Genomic DNA, 19,171 nt, shown 5'->3' with positions numbered 1-19,171 from the left:
AAAGACCTTTTCTAAAGACTTACTCAGCCTTTACGATTCTGAGATCATCGTACTTTACAATATAGACAGCCTCATTAACATAACCACCCATTAGAGCTTTATTGTATCTGAATTTATTTTCAATATACTCCGTTTCAATTGAATCTATTGCCGCTTCATATAAATTTTCAGCAGAGGCCAAACGCATTAAAAGATCTAAAGTAATGTCGAATCCACGCGCTACATATTTGCTAGGTGATACTCCATATTCTTTACGGTATCCATCAACAAAACCATTTGATTTCGTTTCGTCAAAATCTTTATGTACAGATGGATAATGAAACTTAAGGTGAGACAAATTATTGTTGTCTATATCCTTACCTTCAAATGCCTTTCCTTTGTTTAGGGTTGCTAATACAATTTCAGTTTTATTTACTGCAAAACCATTAAGCATACTAATAACACTAGAAGCTAAAGATGTATTTTCAGTTTCTAAAAACACGATCGTTTTACCTGCCGAAAATACATTTTGTAAATTAGCATGGTAAATATAATACGCATCTTTTGTCTTATCTTTTTTATCCTTTTGCGTTAAGATCAATTTAGAGTTTGGAAATTGTTTTTGTAAAGCTTCACTACTCGTTCTATGTGCATGATCTGAAATAATAACCACTTTAGTCTTTAAACTATCCGCTTTTACAAAATCTATCATTGTCTTACTCAACAACTTATCTTCTGGCAAAGTCTGAAATACATTATTATAAACTTGTTTTGGCTTATTCATAGCAGCAATAACAGGAACATTATCAGCTTTTAATGTCATTGCGACACGATTAAAACTATTTTCTTCCATTGGACCAATCACAGCATCATAATCGGAAAAATCATTGTCAGCTAAAATCTCAGCTGTTTTTGAAATATGGTAACGTGTATCAAACACCTTTAAATCTGTGGAAATTCCTAATTGTTTGGCAGAATCTAAAGCCATCATAACACCAATATGAAAATCTAGAACAACAGCTAATCGTTTATCTTCTTTTATCTTCTCTTTGGTTTCTTCAACTGCATCTACATCAATTCTATCGAGACGATACGGCAACATTAAGGCTATTTTTTTTGTCTTAAAGTTGGTTAAGTTGCCTTTTAAGTTTGTGGTTTCAACAGTTTCTAAACTGCTAGACGTATCAACACCTGCTGGTACTTTTAATACCATTCCTGCTTTTAGACCTGTCTCTTTTAATTCAGGGTTTAATTTTTCTAGCTGTTCTTGAGTTAAATTTAATTTTACTTTTAATCTAAAAAAACCTTCTTTAGGTAACACTTCATAATACCCAAAAGTCGATTCTACCTGTTTTTCTTCTTTATCTTCAATATTAGGTACGTTTAGCTCGTCACCTGGCTGAATGGTTTCTTTCATAAATGGATTCAAAGCTTCTAACTCTAAGACAGAAATCCCAAATTTGTAAGCAATTCTCCACTTCCCTTCCTTAGCTTGAACCGTATATTTTTTTACTGTATTATTTAATGTTTGCTTAGATACTACCGTTCTGTATTTTGGTATTCTAATTTTATCGCCTTTTTTAAGATTTTCAGAATACAAAAAACGGTTTGCTTTTTTTATTTCTTCTTCAGAAACATTGTATTCTTTTGTTAATCCGTATAAGGTTTCTTTACGTTTTACTTTATGATTTTTATAACCAATAAGTTCTCTACTATCTTCTACAATAGCATTATTCTTAACTTTAGAGTTCGGAATAATTAAAACTGTATTAGGCTGAAACTTACGTTTAGCATCCGGATTTAGTGCATAAATATCAAACGGAGTCACTAAATAACCCTTGGCTATACTTTCAACTGTTTCACCTGGCTTAACAGTATGCTCAATGTAGTCTTGAGCACTTAGACCAATTGTAAAAGCAATTAAAATGATGGTTAAGATATTTTTCATGAATTCTATTTTACTATAAACTGCACTTTGATTATAATTAGCAATCAGTTCTTATTTTTATTCCCACTCAATAGTCGCAGGTGGTTTTGAACTGATATCGTAAACAACTCTATTCACACCTTTCACTTTATTTATAATTTCGTTTGATGTTTTTTGTAAAAACTCATACGGTAAATTCACCCAATCAGCAGTCATTCCGTCTGTACTTTCAACAGCTCTTAATGCGACACATTTTTCATAAGTACGTTCGTCTCCCATGACTCCCACACTATTCACAGGTAATAACATTGCTCCTGCTTGCCATACTTTGTCGTATAAATTCCAAGAACGTAGGTTATTAATAAAAATAGCATCAACCTCTTGTAATATACGTACTTTCTCTGCGGTTAGATCTCCAAGAATCCGAATTGCCAAACCTGGACCAGGAAATGGATGACGACCCAATAATTGCTTATCCATATTCATAGAAGCTCCAACGCGTCTAACTTCATCCTTAAATAAAGCTCTTAATGGCTCTACAATTTTTAACTTCATATAATCTGGCAATCCACCAACATTATGATGACTTTTTATAGTTGCACTTGGTCCTCCTGTTGCCGATACACTTTCTATCACATCTGGATAAATAGTGCCTTGAGCCAACCATTTTACATCTTGAATTAAATTCGCCTCAACATCAAAAACATCAATAAATGCGGATCCAATTGCTTTTCTTTTAAGCTCAGGATCACTCAACCCTTTTAAAGCATCCAAAAAGCGTGCCGAAGCATCTACCCCTTTTACATTAAGTCCCATGCCTTCGTATTGCTTTAATACATCTACGAATTCATTTTTACGTAACAAACCGTTATTTACAAATATGCAATAGAGGTTTTTACCAATAGCTTTATGCAACAACATAGCAGCGACAGACGAATCTACTCCACCTGATAAACCAAGAACCACTTTATCATTTCCTAATTGTGCCTTAAGACTATCAACGGTTTCTTCAACAAAAGATTGTGGTGTCCAATCTTGTTCAACCTTAGCAATCTTAATTAAGAAATTGTTTAAAAGTTGATGACCATCCGTAGAATGGTAAACTTCAGGATGAAATTGAATGGCATATGTTTGTTCACCTTCAATTTTATAAGCCGCATTCTCAACGTCGCTTGTACTTGCTAAAAGCACTCCCCCTGTTGGTAATTGCTTAATTGTATCGCTATGGCTCATCCATACTTGGCTACCTTCGTGTATGTTCTCGAAGAAATCCTCGTCAGGTTTAATAAAAGCTAAATTTGCTCTTCCGTATTCTCTTGTATTGGATTCCGCTACTTCACCACCTGAAAAATGGGCTAAATATTGGGCACCATAACAAACGGCTAGCATTGGTTTTTTCCTCTGATGCCTTCTAAGTCAGGATGAAGCACAGCTTCTCCTCTCACAGAATTTGGGCTACCAGATAAAATAACCGCTTTAAAGCTCTCTGAATCTGAAGGAATTTTATTGTAAGGATGAATTTCGCAGTAGATGTTTAATTCTCTAACGCGGCGCGCAATAAGTTGTGTGTATTGCGATCCGAAATCTAATATTAGGACTTTGTTGTGTTGCATGCGCAAAAATAGTAAGGTTTTCGGAATTACTATTTATCAATCATCATTTTTTGTATTAACTTTTTAACAAGTGAAACGTACTTTTTAACCATCAAAAAAAGAACAGCGTAATTTGGTTAGTAAAACAGTAAAGCAACCAACTATTTAACCTAAACCATCGACTCTAAAATCATCTCAATATCGCGTTCTGTAGTATCTGGATTGATAAAACAAAAACGTGAACAAGTTTCATAAGTATCTCCATTTTTCCATTTGGTTGGTGTGACTAATGCAAAACCTTTTTCGTGATTTTCATAGGTCCAATGTGTATAATCTTCGGGTTGCCAACCTATTCTTCGGTAGAGTACACAAGACAGACTTGGCTCTCGCACCAATTCTAAATTGGGATGTGCTTCTATGAGTCGTCCTGCAATTTGTGCTAATTCTAAACCACGCTCAACCGCTTCCTTGTAACGATCTGTTCCGTGGGTTGCTAGTGAAAACCATAATGGTAATCCCCTAACGCGTCTTGTTAATTGAATTTGATAATCGGTTGGATTAAATCCATGTGCACCTTCATCTTTAAATATTTCGAGATACGAACCTTGTTGTGAATGGGCATTTTTTGCCAATTCCATATTTCTATAAATCACAGCTCCACAATCGTAAGGCGAAAACATCCATTTATGTGGATCTATAGTAATGCTATCTGCTTTTTCAATTCCATTAAATAAATGACGAACAGAATCGGCAACTAAAGCACCTCCTCCATAAGCAGCATCAACATGAAACCATAGATTTTCATCTTCGCATACTTTTGAAACACTTTCTAAATCATCAATAATTCCTGCATTGGTTGTTCCTCCTGTAGCTACAACAGCGAATAAACATTTACGTTGGTGTGCTGTTAAAGTAGCAATAGCTTCCTTAAGTGCATCTCCTGTTAAGTGCTCTTCAGAATCGACCATCACAATATCTACATCAGCAACTTTTGCCATGGCTTTTACAGATGAATGCGCTCCAATAGACGTAATAATTAATCCTTTTTCGCGCTGATATTCTGGATTTTCTCTCCAATGTTCTCTTGCTGTAACAATGGCTGATAAATTAGCTGCTGTACCTCCACTCGTAAACACTCCAAATGCTCCTTCGGGTAAACCTGTTAAAGACACCATCCACTTCATAGCTTCATTTTCGCAAAATATACCTCCTGCACCTTCCATCCAATAAGCACCGTGGATACTCGATGCCGACGTAATTAAATCGAACATAATGGCTGCTTTGGTTGGTGACGCTGGTACAAACGCTAAATTACGAGGATGATCTACAGGCACATTTGCAGTTGCTAAATGTTCTTTCCATAAGTTAAAAGCATACTCTCCTCCGACTCCTTTTTCCGTTATAGTTTCTCCTACAGCTGCTTTTAATTCTTCAGATTTTCTTGGTTTTCCGATTTTATGTTCTGTTGCTGAAACTCGTCCTATGACATATTTCATAACATCTAAGGTCATTTCAACAAGTTCAATATCAATTTTATGCATGAATTATTCTAAATTGAGAATTAAAAATTCGCCTTTTAAAGGTTCTAAGGCTTTTAGTATTTCAGGAATTAATTCGTTCCCATATTCTAAATACAATTCAGAAAAGTTTGTATTTCGTTCTTGTAAACTTTGACCAGGAAACAATTGCTCTTGTAGCTCTGTACAACGTTCTATTTGATCAGCTAATTTGCGTTTCTGAGCTAATAACAATCGCTTTTCTAATTGTTTTAATCCTTTTATTTGTTTGACCTCTTGCGATTTTACAGCACCAACAAAAGATTTATCGGTTTGATCTGCCAAATCATAAAGGCCTTTAAATTGTGATTCTAAATGTTGAATTTGCTCTGAAAAATCAATATCTATATTCGAAATTTTTCGAACTTTTTTATTAATGAACGAATGCCTATCTAAAAATAAATCTTTGTTTGAAATATTTAAATTTTCAAGTTTTTCTGCTTGTTTTTTAGATGTTACTAAAGCTGAATTTCTTAATAACAACATCGGGAATGTCACCTTCTGAGCTTCAAAATTAGACTTTAATTGTAACCAATAAATCATTTCTCCACCTCCACCAATGTAACACAAGTTTGGTAAAATGACTTCTTGATATAAGGGACGCATAATGACGTTGGGTGAAAATCGCTCCGGCTCCTCATCGAGGTGTTCTAGTAGCTCACTCTCGCTCCATGTAAGATCAGTATCGAGTACTGAATACACTCCATCACTTTCTATAATACGTTCTCGTACACCTTCTTTAATATAAAAGAGGTTGATTTCTCTAGGATTTACCTGAATCTTTAATTCTAAATCTTCTAACTTCTTATTGGTTTCAGAAACGGTTTTAAATGCCGTTTGCTCTAACATTTCTTTTTGCATCTGCGGAATAAACAAACGTTTTAATTCGCTATCATCTGCATCTAAAATAACTAAACCGTGTTCTCCAAATAACGCGTTTGCCAAATAACGAGTCCCATCCGCTAAATTATTGTGATTGAGATACCCTTCCTTAAACCACGTTTTTAATTGTTCTGCGTTTTTTCCTGCTCCAAATTCTAAAGAAATCACTTCAAATACCTCATCTAACCCTTTAGTCTCAAAATGACCAACAGCGCCGGTTTGTTCAGAATTCCATTGTATTTTTTTCCCTTTAAAATTGAAATAATTTATTTCCTCAAAATCATGATCTTCTGACGCCATCCAATAGACTGGCACAAAATTGTATTTTGGATAGGTTTCTTTTAACTGCTTGGTTAAATTTATGGTTGAAATAATTTTATACAAGAAATAAAGTGGTCCTGTAAACAGATTCAACTGGTGACCTGTAGTAATTGTAAACGTGTTTTTAGAAGCTAAGCTTTGGATATTCTCAGCCGTTTCATCTGAGGTTTCAATATTTTCATATTGCGAGGTTAAAGTGTTTACTAACACCTGTCGATTCTCGGCAAAGTGATCATCAATATTTGATTGCTTCTCTTCTATCTGAGCTTCAAAATTTTCTAACAACGGAAAACGATTATAAAAGTCGTTTAATTCCGGTTTTTGGTCTAAATAATTACAGATAAAGTCTGAGAAATAATTAGTTTCTCTAAATGGGATATAATCGGTTGGCATACAAATCTCAAATTATGGCATAAATATAAGGCTCTTCATTATTTTAATTCCTAATTTTTAGTTAATTCACTTATGCTACGTATATTTACTAGCATCAAAATAAAACCAACTTCAATGCAAAAATTAGTTACTTCTCTTCTTGTTCTTTTCTGTTTTCAACTTTCATTAATTGCCCAAACCATTTCATCTCCAAGTGACTTTTTAGGCTATGAAATTGGCACACAATTCAGTCGAAATCATCAAGTTATCGATTACTTTAAAACGGTTGAAAAGCAAGTTCCAAACCAAGTAAAATTAAAAACCTACGGTAAAACAAACGAACGAAGAGGTCTTTATTTAGCTTATATTTCTAGCGAAGAAAACATTGAAAATCTTGAAACAATTCGAGAAAATAATTTAAAAAATATTGGATTATTAAACGGAGAGTCTTCGGCAGATGACATTGCCATTGTGTGGTTAAGTTACAACGTCCATGGTAACGAAGCATCAAGCTCAGAAGCGGCAATGCTTACTTTATTTAAATTGCTTACTGAAAAACAAGAGTGGCTTAAAAACACGGTTGTAATTATTGATCCTTCAGTGAATCCTGATGGTCGTGATCGTTATATCAATTGGTATAATGAAACCGCAAGTCAGCCTTATGATATAGACAGACAAGCCAGTGAGCACAATGAACCTTGGCCAGGAGGACGACCAAATCATTATCTTTTTGATTTAAACAGAGACTGGGTTTGGGCATCACAAGTAGAAACACAACAACGTTTAGAAGTGTATAATAAGTGGATGCCTCATGTGCATGTCGATTTTCATGAACAAGGCATTAATGAACCGTATTATTTTGCACCTGCGGCAGAACCATTTCATGAAGTGATCACGGATTGGCAACGTGATTTTCAAACTGAAATTGGAAAAAATCACGCTAAATATTTTGATGCTGAAGGTTGGTTGTTTTTTACCAGAGAACGTTTCGATTTGTTCTATCCGAGTTATGGTGATACCTACCCCACTTTTATGGGAGCTATGGGAATGACTTACGAGCAAGGTGGACATGGTATGGCAGGATTAGGCATCTTTAATGATGAAGGCCACGTTTTAACTTTAGTTGAGCGTTTAACGCATCATACAACCTCTGGACTTTCAACCGTTGAAATGGCTTCAAAAAATGCTAAACAACTAAATACTGAGTTTGCTAAATTCTTTGACAATTCCAACTTAAAATATAAAAGTTACGTTTTAAAAGGGAATGAAGATAAATTGAATAGCTTAAAAACACTTTTAAACAAACACCATATCACGTTCGAAAACGCTACAGCGTCTAAAGTTTCGGGCATGAATTATGCTACCGGAAAACAAGGCTCTCTAAATATTGACAGTAAGGCTTTAGTTGTACATGCCAATCAACCCAAAGGTAAAATGGTAAAAGCTTTATTTGAACCTAATGCTAAACTTTCGGATTCCTTAACTTACGATATCACCGCTTGGTCACTTCCTTATGCATACGGATTAGAAGCAATGGCGAGCACTACCAAAATTCCGAGTGAAACACTTTTAAGTAAAAAAGAACTGCAAACGTTAACCGATACTTACGGCTATGTTAGCAAATGGAATTCTATGGATGATGCTCAGTTTTTAGCAGCGCTATTGAAACATAATTTCAAAGTTCGTTTTACCGAAAAACCATTCACATCAAATAACAATAAATTTGAACGTGGTTCATTAATCATTACTAAAGGAGACAATAAACACATTAAAAATTTCCTAGAAACCTTAAATACGATTGTTCAAGAACAGGCACAACACTTAACGCAAATTAATTCAGGGTTTTCACAAACAACACCAGATATTGGCTCACCAGACATTAAATTGGTGAATAATCAAAAGGTGGCTGTACTTTCTGGAGAGGGTACATCGTCTTTAAGTTATGGTGAAGTTTGGCATTTTTTTGAGCAGCAATTGCACTACCCTTTAACCTCAATCAATACAGATGATTTTGGAAGCATAAATTTAGACAAGTACCATGTGTTAATTCTTCCGAATGGTAATTACAGAAAAGTATTTACCGATGACAACATGACTAAACTTAAAGTCTGGGTACGTACTGGAGGTAAAGTGATTGCTATTGATGGAGCACTGCGAAGCTTTGCTGGTAAAGATGGTTTTAGCCTAAATTATAAAAAACAAGAAGATGACGTTGAAAAGAAAGACAACCTAACCGCTTATGCAGATCGCGAACGCGAATACAGTAACAACTTAATTACGGGAGCTATTTTTAATGCAAAAGTAGATAATACACATCCTATGGCTTTTGGTTATGACGACAATTACTTCACACTAAAATTAGGCAGTACGGCGTATAGTTTATTAGATAGTGGTTACAATGTAGCTTACTTAAATAACACTAAAGTGTATTCTGGTTTTGCAGGACAAAATGCATTGAAAAGTTTAGATCAAACCTTAGTATTTGGTGAAGAACATATGGGCAATGGTAGTTTTATTTACATGGTAGATAATACCCTTTTTAGAAGTTTCTGGGAAAATGGAAAACTGTTTTTAGTGAACTCTATTTTCTTTGTGAATAATAATGCATACGAATTATAGTTTTAAATACAATTAATGAAAACGTTAAAAGAACAAACTGACGCTAAGATTGCTGCTGGAAGAAAAGCAAAACCTGACTTTATGAAAGGAGTTGATGAAGCCATTGATAAAGCAAAAGCTTTCGAACAAGGATCTAATGCTCTTAAAATAGGAGAAAAAGCAGTAGATTTTAAATTACCAAATCCACAAGGAGAATTAATTTCATTATCTAATTTACTAGAAAAAGGACCAGTAATTGTTACATTTTATCGCGGTAGTTGGTGTCCTTACTGTAATTTACAACTAAGAGCACTACAAGCAAAATTAGCCGACATCCATGCTTTAGGTGCTACTTTAGTTGCGATTAGTCCAGAGGTGCCAGATGAATCCATGACAGCAAACGAAATAAACACTATGGAATTTACAGTGTTGTCTGATCAAGATGCAAAAGTCGCTTCACAATATGGTGTGGCTTGGGAAGTTCCTGAATTTTTATTGGATCACATGCGCGTAGATAGACAACTCGATCTTAAAAAAATCAATAATGGCAATGCTAGTGTTTTACCAATTCCGGCTACGTTTATTATAGGAATTGACGGCAGAGTAATATGGAACTATGTCAATGTGGACTACAGAACACGTTCTGAACCAGATGACATTATTGAAGTGCTTAAAGATCTGAGTTAATAAACGAATGCTATAATTCATAGTATTATTTATAAATTATCATTAGTGCTAAAAAGTCAGATACAGCTTTCAAAAGACAGAAAAACTATTATATAAGTTTCAAAAATTTTCAGATCGCATTCAACCTGTTATAACATAAATCATCATCACTCAAATACATAATTATGAAACACATCAAATCAATACTTTTAGTCTTTTTAGTGCTTTTTACAATAACGTCTTGTAAAGAAAACAACACCAAAGAAACGACTCCAGAATTTAAAGTCGAGTACGAAAAATTCACTTTAGACAATGGCTTACAAGTCATTCTTCACGTCGATAAATCAGACCCAGTAGCAGCTGTAGCATTAACAGCGCATGTAGGATCGGCACGTGAAAAAACAGGCAGAACTGGTTTTGCACATTTATTTGAACATTTATTATTCTTAGAATCTGAAAACTTAGGCAAAGGTGGTTTAGACCAAATGAGTGCTCGTATTGGAGGTTCTGGCGCTAATGGTTCTACAAGTCAAGATCGTACCAATTACTTTCAAACTGTACCAAAAGATGCTCTAGAGAAAATGATTTGGGCAGAAGCCGATAAATTGGGGTATTTTATTAATACAGTTACCGAACCTGTTTTGGCTAAAGAAAAACAAGTGGTTAAAAACGAAAAACGTCAGCGTGTAGACAACCAACCTTATGGTTTTAATTCTAGTGTAATAAATAGTAATCTATACCCTGAAGGCCATCCATATAGTTGGGAAGTCATTGGGTCCTTAGAAGATTTGCAAAATGCAACGTTAGACGATGTTAAAGAATTTTACAAACGTTGGTATGTTCCAAATAACGTGACTTTAACCATTGCTGGAGATATAGATGTAGCGCAAACGAAAGAATGGGTTAAAAAGTATTTTGATGAAATTCCACGAGGAGAAGATATTCCTAAAATGGAAAAGCAACCAGTGACACTAAAATCGTCTAAACGCTTATTTTATGAAGACAATTTTGCACGTGCACCGCGATTAACAATGACGTGGCCAACCGTTTATGAATATCATCCAGACACCTATGCACTAAGCGTACTATCGCAATACTTAACTGAAGGTAAAAAAGCACCATTATATAAAGTGTTAGTTGAAAACCAACAGTTAACAAGTAATGTCGGCATGTATCAAAGTTCTTCTGAAATTGCCGGACAATTAATGTTAGGTATTACAGCATTCGATCAAACCAACTTAAATACGGTTGCTAGTGCTATTAATGAAGGTTTAAGAGATTTTGAAATGAATGGGATTTCTGAAACGGATTTAAACCGTATAAAAGCCGGACAAGAAACGTCATTCTACAAAGGATTATCTAGTGTTTTAGGCAAAGGGTTTCAATTAGCACAATATGAAATTTTTGCAGGTGATCCTGGTTTTATCAATCAAGATGTGCAACATATTTTAGCCGTCACTCCAGAAGATGTGATGCGTGTTTACAACACATACATTAAGGATCAGAATTTTATTGCTACGAGCTTTGTTCCAAAAGGACAAATGAACTTAGTTTTAGATAATTCTCAGCAGGCCGTTGTAGAAGAAGAGCAAATAGTTGAAGGTGCAGAAGATACTTTTGATGCAAGCCTAGCGGCAGAATACGAAAAAACGCCAAGCAGTTTTGATAGATCTGTAGAACCAGAATATGGAAAAAGTCCAGATTTAGTAATTCCTAAAGTGTGGAAACACAACTTAGATTCTGGAATCAAAGTTTTTGGTATTGAAAATAACGAAGTGCCATTAGTAGAATTTGAATTGGAAATAAAAGGAGGCTTACTATTAGAACAAACAGATAAAGTTGGAGTATCCAACCTTATGGCCAATTTAATGAGCAAAGGCACAAAAAACAAAACACCTGAAGCTTTAGAAAATGCCATTGAGAGTTTAGGAGCTCAAATTTACAGCTATGCCACCGATAATAAAGTCACTATTTCTGGAACGACCTTAGCAAAACATTTTGATGCGACAATGGCTTTAGTGACCGAAATTCTTTTAGAACCACGTTGGGATGAAGAAGAGTTCAACTTATTAAAACAAAGTACGATTAGCGGCATTCAACGCCAAAAAGCAAATCCAAATAGTATTGCTGCTAATGAATTTGCAAAGCAATTATATGGCGAAAACAACATTTTAGCGTATAACAATAATGGTACAGAAGCCTCCGTAAATGCGATTACGATTTCAGATTTACAAAATTTCTATACGACTAAATTAACTCCGAAACTCACGAATGTACACGTTGTCGGTTCCATTTCAAAAAACGATGTTATCGCAGCTTTAGAAACCATCAATACAACTTGGGAATCTAAAGAGGTTGTCATTCCAGAATTACCACAAGCTATAACACCAGAAACATCTAAAGTGTTTTTCTATGATGTACCCGGAGCTAAACAATCGGTTATCGCATTTGGGTATCCGTCTTTAAAAGCTACTGATAAAGATTACTATGCTGCTGCTGTAATGAATTACCGATTAGGAGGTGGTAGTTTTGCTTCGCAATTAACACAAGAATTACGTGAAGCTAAAGGCTATACTTATGGAATTAGATCTGGATATGATGGTGACGCTAACACAGGAGAATTCTCAATAAACAGTTCTGTTCGTACGAACGTTACTTATGAATCTGCAGCTTTGGTTAAAGAGATTTTAGAAAATTACGGTCCCAATTATAGTGAAGCCGATTTAGAAATCACGAAAGGATTCACCTTAAAAAGTAGTGCTCGTGCGTTTGAAACTTTAGGTTCTAAATTAAACATGCTGAGTAATATTAGTAACTATGGTTATGCAGACGATTATGCCAAACAACGCCAATCTATTGTAAAAGATTTAAGCGTAGACGACATTAAAACACTTGTTGAAAAATATATAAAACCAAACCAAATGATTTATGTAATTGTTGGTGATGCCGAAACACAATTAAGTAAATTAAACGGATTAGGATTTGGTGATGCTGTGTTGTTGAATTAAAGTAGTAACGTTTATATTTTAAGGTATTGAAAATTCAAACATTCAATACCTTTTAGTATTACAAAAAAGAATAAACCATGAAACTAGGAGCCTTTTCAATTAGTCTAGCCGTTAAAGATATTAACGCTTCAAAAGCTTTTTATGAAACCTTAGGATTTTCTGTTTTTGGTGGTGATTTAGAACAGAACTATCTTATTATGAAAAACGAATCAACACTTGTGGGTTTGTTTCAAGGTATGTTTGAAAATAATATGCTCACCTTTAATCCTGGTTGGGATCAAGACGCCAAAACACTTAAAACTTTTGATGATGTACGAGACATTCAAAAACATTTAAAAAATAATACTATTAAATTAGAGAACGAAGCTGATGAAGCGACTTCCGGACCAGCAAGTTTTGTAGTTTTAGATTCCGATGGTAATGCTATTTTAATAGATCAACATATATAAAAAATAGTGCACTTATATTCTTAACACTTGGTTCAGTTCTCGCATACTCAAGAGAATTCTGAATACAAATTAAGGTCAATAATAATTTTCAAACGACTTATTTTTGAATCGAAAAAAGTATTATTTTTAATTAAGAATAAACTTAATTTAAAACGATATGATTCACCCAAAAACAGAATTAAAATTTATTAGTCAAGAGATTGGCTATGGAGTTGTTGCCACTGAATTTATACCAGCAGGAACCATAACTTGGGCTTTAGATCAGTTAGATCGCGAATTTACACCCGAAATGTTCAACGCCATGGATCCCATCTATAAAACTATTTTAGACACCTATTCTTATCGAAATAATAAGGGAAACTTTATTCTTTGTTGGGATAATGGACGGTTTGTTAATCATAGTTTTTATTCTAATTGTCTCACTACAGCTTACGACTTTGAAATTGCAATTAGAGACATCCTCCCGGGTGAACAACTAACAGACGATTACGGTTATTTAAATATTTCGGAACCCTTTGAAGCTTTTGATGAAGGCACAGAAAGAAAAGTAGTATTTCCTGATGATTTGATTAATTACCATAACATTTGGGATCTTCAAATTAAGTCCGTTTTCAATAAAATTTTAGATAACGAACAGCCTTTACAACCCTTAATAAAAAATGATTTATGGTTAAAAATTAATCGTATCGCTAAAGGAGAGGAGGAAATGGATTCTATTTTAAAAAATTATTACCCAGAAAGAAAATAAATGGCTCATTCAAACTATTGAAACCCGATAACAATGATGAAGTCTCTTTATTCCTTTTCTTCAACCAAGGACTCATGCATAAAACCCTGTAAGGTATCATTCAAGCGAACATGAAACCAACGGTCTGTTTTACCTAGAATTTTAAGTGGTGTTTTAGCGGCTATATCTTGAAGTTTTGTAGACCTCACATGGGCGCCCACTCTCAATTCATTTTTTTTAAGACGTGTTTCACCATTCAAAGCTAATGGAAAGCTCACAATTTCAATGGGATCAGCCTGTTTTACAAACGGCAAAGGATTCACAGCTCCACCACTCGTGTAAATCCCAAAATGCAAGTGCGGACTTGTGGTTTTAGCATTTCCTGTATTACCAACAAACCCTAAAGTATCACCAACCTGAACACGTTCACCACCAGAAACCGCAATACTATCTAAATGCGCATAATAAAGCGATTGACCAAAAAGTCCATCACGCAACCATACTTGTTTACCTCCCAAGCCACGATTTCCTGTATTTGAAATAAAGCCGTTGGTTGCGGCAACCACAGGCGTACCTCTTTTCGCAAAAACATCAATACCTTCATGTGAACGACGACCTCCACTTCGCGTGGCTCCCCAAAAACTTTGAATCGCTTTATTACCTTTTCCACTAACGGGAAATGCTAAAGTCGGTTCTGTAAAAAGCTTCAGTCCAAAATTGCGCTGTCGCTTTCGATTTGGAAGTATTACTATTTTATATCGACCCGTTTTAGTCACATCAAATTCTAGACGATTTAAGCTCGATGCATTCGAAAGCATTGGCTTTTCTTCAACTACCGAATCATTTTTAAATGAAAACACATCAATCGCTAGCTGCAAACTGTCGGCATCACGATCCGATTCAATTTTAAAACGTTCACCGCGCTGTAAATTCAAAGTATAGGCTAAAATTTTAAAATCCGACGTATCCGATTTTGATTGTAATACTAACGGTAATTCCAATTCAAGATTATTGCGCTTGGCATTGCGATAGGCTAATTCATAACGTTGAAAAATACTATCGTTATTTTTAAAATCACGTTCAAAAATTACTCGTGCAGAAGGTTTTGTAATAACATCAGCAACGTCCTGCACTTGTTTACAAGATGCTAAAATTAAAAAAAGAATACGGAAATAAGGTTCAATTTCATACTTAATAATAACCATAAATTATACCAAAAAGTGTTATAGAAAGTCTAAAATATAGCTATGAACATCATATCATTATAAGAACAATATCAAATTTTAATTTACAAATTAACACTTCAGTAGTAACAGCCTTTGATTTAAAACTGCTAATTACAGTGCTAATAATCAATGTTAACCATATGTTATATCTCTATTTGAGTTCATTCGAATTTTAAATGAGTCAAAGAAAAACAACAAAAACTTTAATTTTGAACAAACCAAAAATAACGATTATGAAAACGAAAAATACCTTCTTGATTATAGTTCTTATGATTTCCATGTTATCCTGTAAATCTGAAAGAGAGAAAAAAATGACCGTATCTGATGATGAAAAAGAAGCGATATCTGAAGAATCTGCAGATACAGTACAGACCACTATAGGCGAATTGATTCTACCTAAACCCTACACAACAGAATCCGTGAGAAAAGAAAATAGCTTAGTCGATTGGCCAGAAGGCAAAATACCAGTAGCTCCTAAGGGATTTACGGTGACCAAATTGGCGGACGGGTTTAAAAATCCACGTTGGACCTACATCGCACCAAACGGAGATTTATTTGTTTGCGAAGCTAATACCAAAGATAGCGCAGGTCTTATTACCGTTCTACGAGATAAAAATAATGATGGCACCATTGAACTTAGAGAAACCTTTCTAGACGATTTAAAACAACCTTTAGGAATGCTTATAATTGACAACCATTTCTATGTTGCTAATACAGATGGACTCTATAAGTACCCTTATAAAACAGGACAAACAGCTTTAGATCCTTCACAAGGTGAAAAGATAGTGAACCTTCCTGCTGGTGGTTATAACAATCATTGGACCCGAAATATTATTACTAACAAAGCACAAGATAAAATTTATATTTCAGTAGGTTCTGCTAGTAATGTTGGAGAATACGGCATGGATGAAGAAATTCGACGTGCTAATATCTTAGAAGTCGATTTAAACGGCGCGAATGAAAAAATTTACGCAAGTGGACTTAGAAATCCTGTCGGTATGGATTGGAATCCTATTAATGGTGAACTTTGGACCGCAGTAAATGAGCGCGATAAACTAGGAGATAATTTAGTACCAGATTATGTCACTAGCGTTAAGGAAGGTGGATTTTACGGTTGGCCTTATGCTTATTTTGGGGCTATTGAAGATCCGAGATTAGAAGGTAAAGCACCAGATCTAGTCGCTAAAACCATAGTTCCTGATGTTTCTGTAGGTCCGCATACAGCATCATTAGGGTTAACGTTCTATGATGAAGGCAATTTTCCGGCTAAATATAAAAATGGAATTTTTGTTGGACAGCATGGTTCATGGAACCGTTCCGTCCTTTCGGGATATCGTGTTGTTTTTATACCTTTTGAAAACGGAAAACCAACAGGAAAACCTCAAGATTTCTTAACTGGATTTATAAGTGAAGAAAGTGACACTGATGTTTACGGAAGACCTGTTTGTGTCGCTGTTACACCATCTGGAGACCTATTAGTTAATGATGATTCTGGGAATACCATTTGGAAAGTGAGTTACAATAATTAATATAGCGTATCTAAAAGAAACCAACCATTACAACCTACTACATGAAATTTACACCTTTAAAACTATTGGCGGTTATTGTTTTAACCGCCCTTATTAATCCACTATACACGCAAAACATTAGTGGTCATGTGAATGATTATTCAAACAGCCCCATATCTGATGTTGCCGTACTCTTAAATAATAAAAGCATTGCTAAAACAAATGCAGAAGGTGTTTTTACCTTACCTAAAGCCTATCTGCTGCCATTAACTGTTGAATTAAAACATCCTAATTATTACATTAAGACCGTAACCTTAACTCAAAACAACAGTGTTTTTCAACTTTCTATTTTAGAAGACACCTTACATCTTGAGGAAGTGACCATCTCTTCAACGTATCAAAAGGAAAGTCAGGTTATAATTCCAACAGCGAAAATTTCGTCACAAAAATTTGCCGAGTATAGTCCCGTAGATTTGGTTTCAGCTCTAAACGAAACACCTGGAGTTTATATTCAGAGTGGTGCCCTAAACACCAACAGAATTGTGATTAGAGGTGTAGGCTCTCGAACACTTTATGGTACAAATAAAATACGCGCGTATTTCAACGGCATACCCATTACAAATGGTATTGGCGAAACAGCCATTGATGCTTTTGACCCTGAAGATATTGGTAGTTTAGAAATTGTAAAAGGGCCAAAAGCCACTCAATACGGCACCAATTTGGGAGGTACTTTATTACTTAATTCAACACAAGCTTCAGTAGGAGAAACCTTTATAAAGAGCAATCTTACTGTTGGGCGTTTTGGACTGATTAAAAACAATATATCTGTCGCTACTGCAAATGAAAAATTAGCCATAAACTTGAATTATGACCATTTAAAATTAGACGGATTTCGTGACAACAGTAATTATAATCGAAAAGCCGTTTTGCTGACTTCAAATTACAAATTTAACGCTAAGAATGACATCGGAGTTTTAATCAACTTCACTGATTATTTTGCACAAATACCGAGTTCCATAGGTGAAACTGCATTCAATGAAGATCCTTCTCAAGCTGCTTTTACATGGAATGCTGCCCAAGGTTTTGAAGATAATAAACAGGTCTTAATAGGACTTAATTATACCCATCGCTTTTCGGATCATTTTAGTAATACAACGTCAATTTTTTACAACTATCTCGATCATTATGAACCGCGACCTTTTAATATTCTAGACGAATACACCAACGGTTATGGTATAAGAACACTCTTTGCCAAAGATTTTAAATTCATAAATCAAACCGCTCAACTTAGTTTTGGTGGAGAACTTTATAAAGATGACTATAATTGGAAAACCATTGAAAATCTCTACGAGAATAATGCCAACAATGGCAGTTTAGAAGGAGAACTACTTAGTGATAATATAGAAACCAGAAATAACCTTAATGCCTTTGCTACCGTAACATTACCTTTTACAAAAAAATTAAAAGCCCAATTAGGTATTAATGTCAACACCACTAATTACGAATTTAAAGATGACTTTAATATCGGGGAAAATAACAAAAATGCGGATCGTGATTTTGATCCCATAATTGCACCTAATTTGAACGTCTTATACCAATTTACATCAAACATAAATGCTTTTGCAAATATCAGTAGAGGCTTTAACTATCCTTCTATTGAAGAAACATTGACGCCTGAAGGGGTTATTAATCCAGACCTAGGGCCTGAAACAGGTGTTAATTATGAAGTTGGTAGTGAACTATTTTTATTTAAAAGAAAACTGCGATTTCAGCTTACTGCATACTTATTAGATATTGATAATTTATTGGTGGCAGACCGCGTCGGAGATGATCAATATATTGGTCGTAATGCTGGTAAAACAGAACATAAAGGTATTGAATTATCTGCTTCATATGCACAGAAATTTACAAATGGATTTTTACTTTCACCTTACATTAGTGCCGAAATTACAGACCATCGTTTTATAGATTTCGTTGATGACCAAAACGATTACTCAGGCCATCAATTAACTGGTGTTCCTAAGGTTAAAATGAATGGAGGTCTTCAGTTAGGCTTTAAAAACTTCAACTTAAACACTAATTTTATCCATATCGGAGAGATGCCATTAAACGATGCTAACACTTTATCTTCGGATGCTTATACCGTTTTCAACACCAAATTATCTTACAAGAATTCTATTGTGAAGGACTTCGATATTGAAATTAATATAGGTGTTAATAATTTTACAGATGAACAGTATGCATCATCCGTATTAATTAATGCCGTTGGATTTGGCAATTCAGAACCACGTTATTATTATCCCGGAATGCCTAGAAATTGGTTTAGTGGCATTAAGATTGCATATTCTATTTGACCTATA

11 protein-coding genes and 1 pseudogene are annotated in these 19,171 nt (G+C 34.7%); 7 read left to right on the top strand and 5 right to left on the bottom strand.

Annotated features, from left to right (window positions below; genetic code table 11):
• Positions 1 to 19: 19 nt before the first annotated feature.
• The 4 genes and pseudogenes from ADIWIN_RS13720 to bshC form a co-directional block, all read right to left on the bottom strand.
• Positions 20 to 1,927 (bottom strand): LysM peptidoglycan-binding domain-containing protein, encoded by a 1,908-nt coding sequence (locus ADIWIN_RS13720; protein ID WP_020896743.1) that lies wholly within the window; start codon positions 1,925 to 1,927, stop codon positions 20 to 22.
• 57 nt (positions 1,928 to 1,984) lie between these two features.
• Positions 1,985 to 3,519 (bottom strand): annotated as a pseudogene (gene guaA, locus ADIWIN_RS13715) (glutamine-hydrolyzing GMP synthase).
• A gap of 149 nt (positions 3,520 to 3,668) precedes the next feature.
• A complete protein-coding gene (locus ADIWIN_RS13710; RefSeq protein ID WP_020896740.1) occupies positions 3,669 to 5,039 on the bottom strand; it encodes a pyridoxal phosphate-dependent decarboxylase family protein in 1,371 nt (456 codons plus the stop codon).
• Positions 5,040 to 5,042: 3 nt separating this feature from the next.
• Positions 5,043 to 6,650 (bottom strand): bacillithiol biosynthesis cysteine-adding enzyme BshC, encoded by a 1,608-nt coding sequence (bshC, locus tag ADIWIN_RS13705; protein ID WP_020896739.1) that lies wholly within the window; start codon positions 6,648 to 6,650, stop codon positions 5,043 to 5,045.
• Positions 6,651 to 6,764: 114 nt separating this feature from the next.
• Between bshC and ADIWIN_RS13700 the strand changes: the two genes are divergently transcribed.
• The 5 genes from ADIWIN_RS13700 to ADIWIN_RS13680 all read left to right on the top strand — a co-directional run bounded on the left by ADIWIN_RS13700 (position 6,765) and on the right by ADIWIN_RS13680 (position 14,098).
• Positions 6,765 to 9,248 (top strand): M14 metallopeptidase family protein, encoded by a 2,484-nt coding sequence (locus tag ADIWIN_RS13700; protein WP_020896738.1) that lies wholly within the window; start codon positions 6,765 to 6,767, stop codon positions 9,246 to 9,248.
• A 15-nt stretch (positions 9,249 to 9,263) separates the two neighbouring features.
• Positions 9,264 to 9,914: a peroxiredoxin-like family protein gene (locus ADIWIN_RS13695; RefSeq protein WP_020896737.1), complete on the top strand. Its 651-nt coding sequence runs from the start codon at positions 9,264 to 9,266 to the stop codon at positions 9,912 to 9,914.
• A gap of 164 nt (positions 9,915 to 10,078) precedes the next feature.
• On the top strand, positions 10,079 to 12,901 hold the full coding sequence (locus ADIWIN_RS13690) for a M16 family metallopeptidase (protein ID WP_020896736.1): 2,823 nt from the start codon (positions 10,079 to 10,081) through the stop codon (positions 12,899 to 12,901).
• A gap of 77 nt (positions 12,902 to 12,978) precedes the next feature.
• The gene (locus ADIWIN_RS13685; protein WP_020896735.1) at positions 12,979 to 13,350 is read left to right on the top strand and encodes a VOC family protein; all 372 of its coding nucleotides are present in this window, start codon (positions 12,979 to 12,981) and stop codon (positions 13,348 to 13,350) included.
• A 157-nt stretch (positions 13,351 to 13,507) separates the two neighbouring features.
• Complete coding sequence (locus ADIWIN_RS13680; RefSeq protein ID WP_020896734.1) at positions 13,508 to 14,098, top strand: SET domain-containing protein; 591 nt, start codon at positions 13,508 to 13,510, stop codon at positions 14,096 to 14,098.
• A gap of 47 nt (positions 14,099 to 14,145) precedes the next feature.
• Here the strand turns inward: ADIWIN_RS13680 and ADIWIN_RS13675 are convergent, their stop codons facing one another.
• Positions 14,146 to 15,282, bottom strand: coding sequence for a M23 family metallopeptidase (locus tag ADIWIN_RS13675; RefSeq protein WP_020896733.1), 1,137 nt, complete (start codon positions 15,280 to 15,282; stop codon positions 14,146 to 14,148).
• Positions 15,283 to 15,536: 254 nt separating this feature from the next.
• Here ADIWIN_RS13675 and ADIWIN_RS13670 point away from each other — a divergent pair, with 254 nt between their 5' ends.
• Positions 15,537 to 16,832: a PQQ-dependent sugar dehydrogenase gene (locus ADIWIN_RS13670; RefSeq protein WP_040757421.1), complete on the top strand. Its 1,296-nt coding sequence runs from the start codon at positions 15,537 to 15,539 to the stop codon at positions 16,830 to 16,832.
• A gap of 41 nt (positions 16,833 to 16,873) precedes the next feature.
• A complete protein-coding gene (locus tag ADIWIN_RS13665; protein ID WP_020896731.1) occupies positions 16,874 to 19,165 on the top strand; it encodes a TonB-dependent receptor family protein in 2,292 nt (763 codons plus the stop codon).
• Positions 19,166 to 19,171: the final 6 nt, after the last annotated feature.

Source organism: Winogradskyella psychrotolerans RS-3, from assembly GCF_000427335.1.
Classification (GTDB): domain Bacteria; phylum Bacteroidota; class Bacteroidia; order Flavobacteriales; family Flavobacteriaceae; genus Winogradskyella; species Winogradskyella psychrotolerans.
The sequence above is the reverse complement of the archived record's forward strand: the minus strand, read 5'-3'. Positions and strand labels throughout refer to the sequence as shown.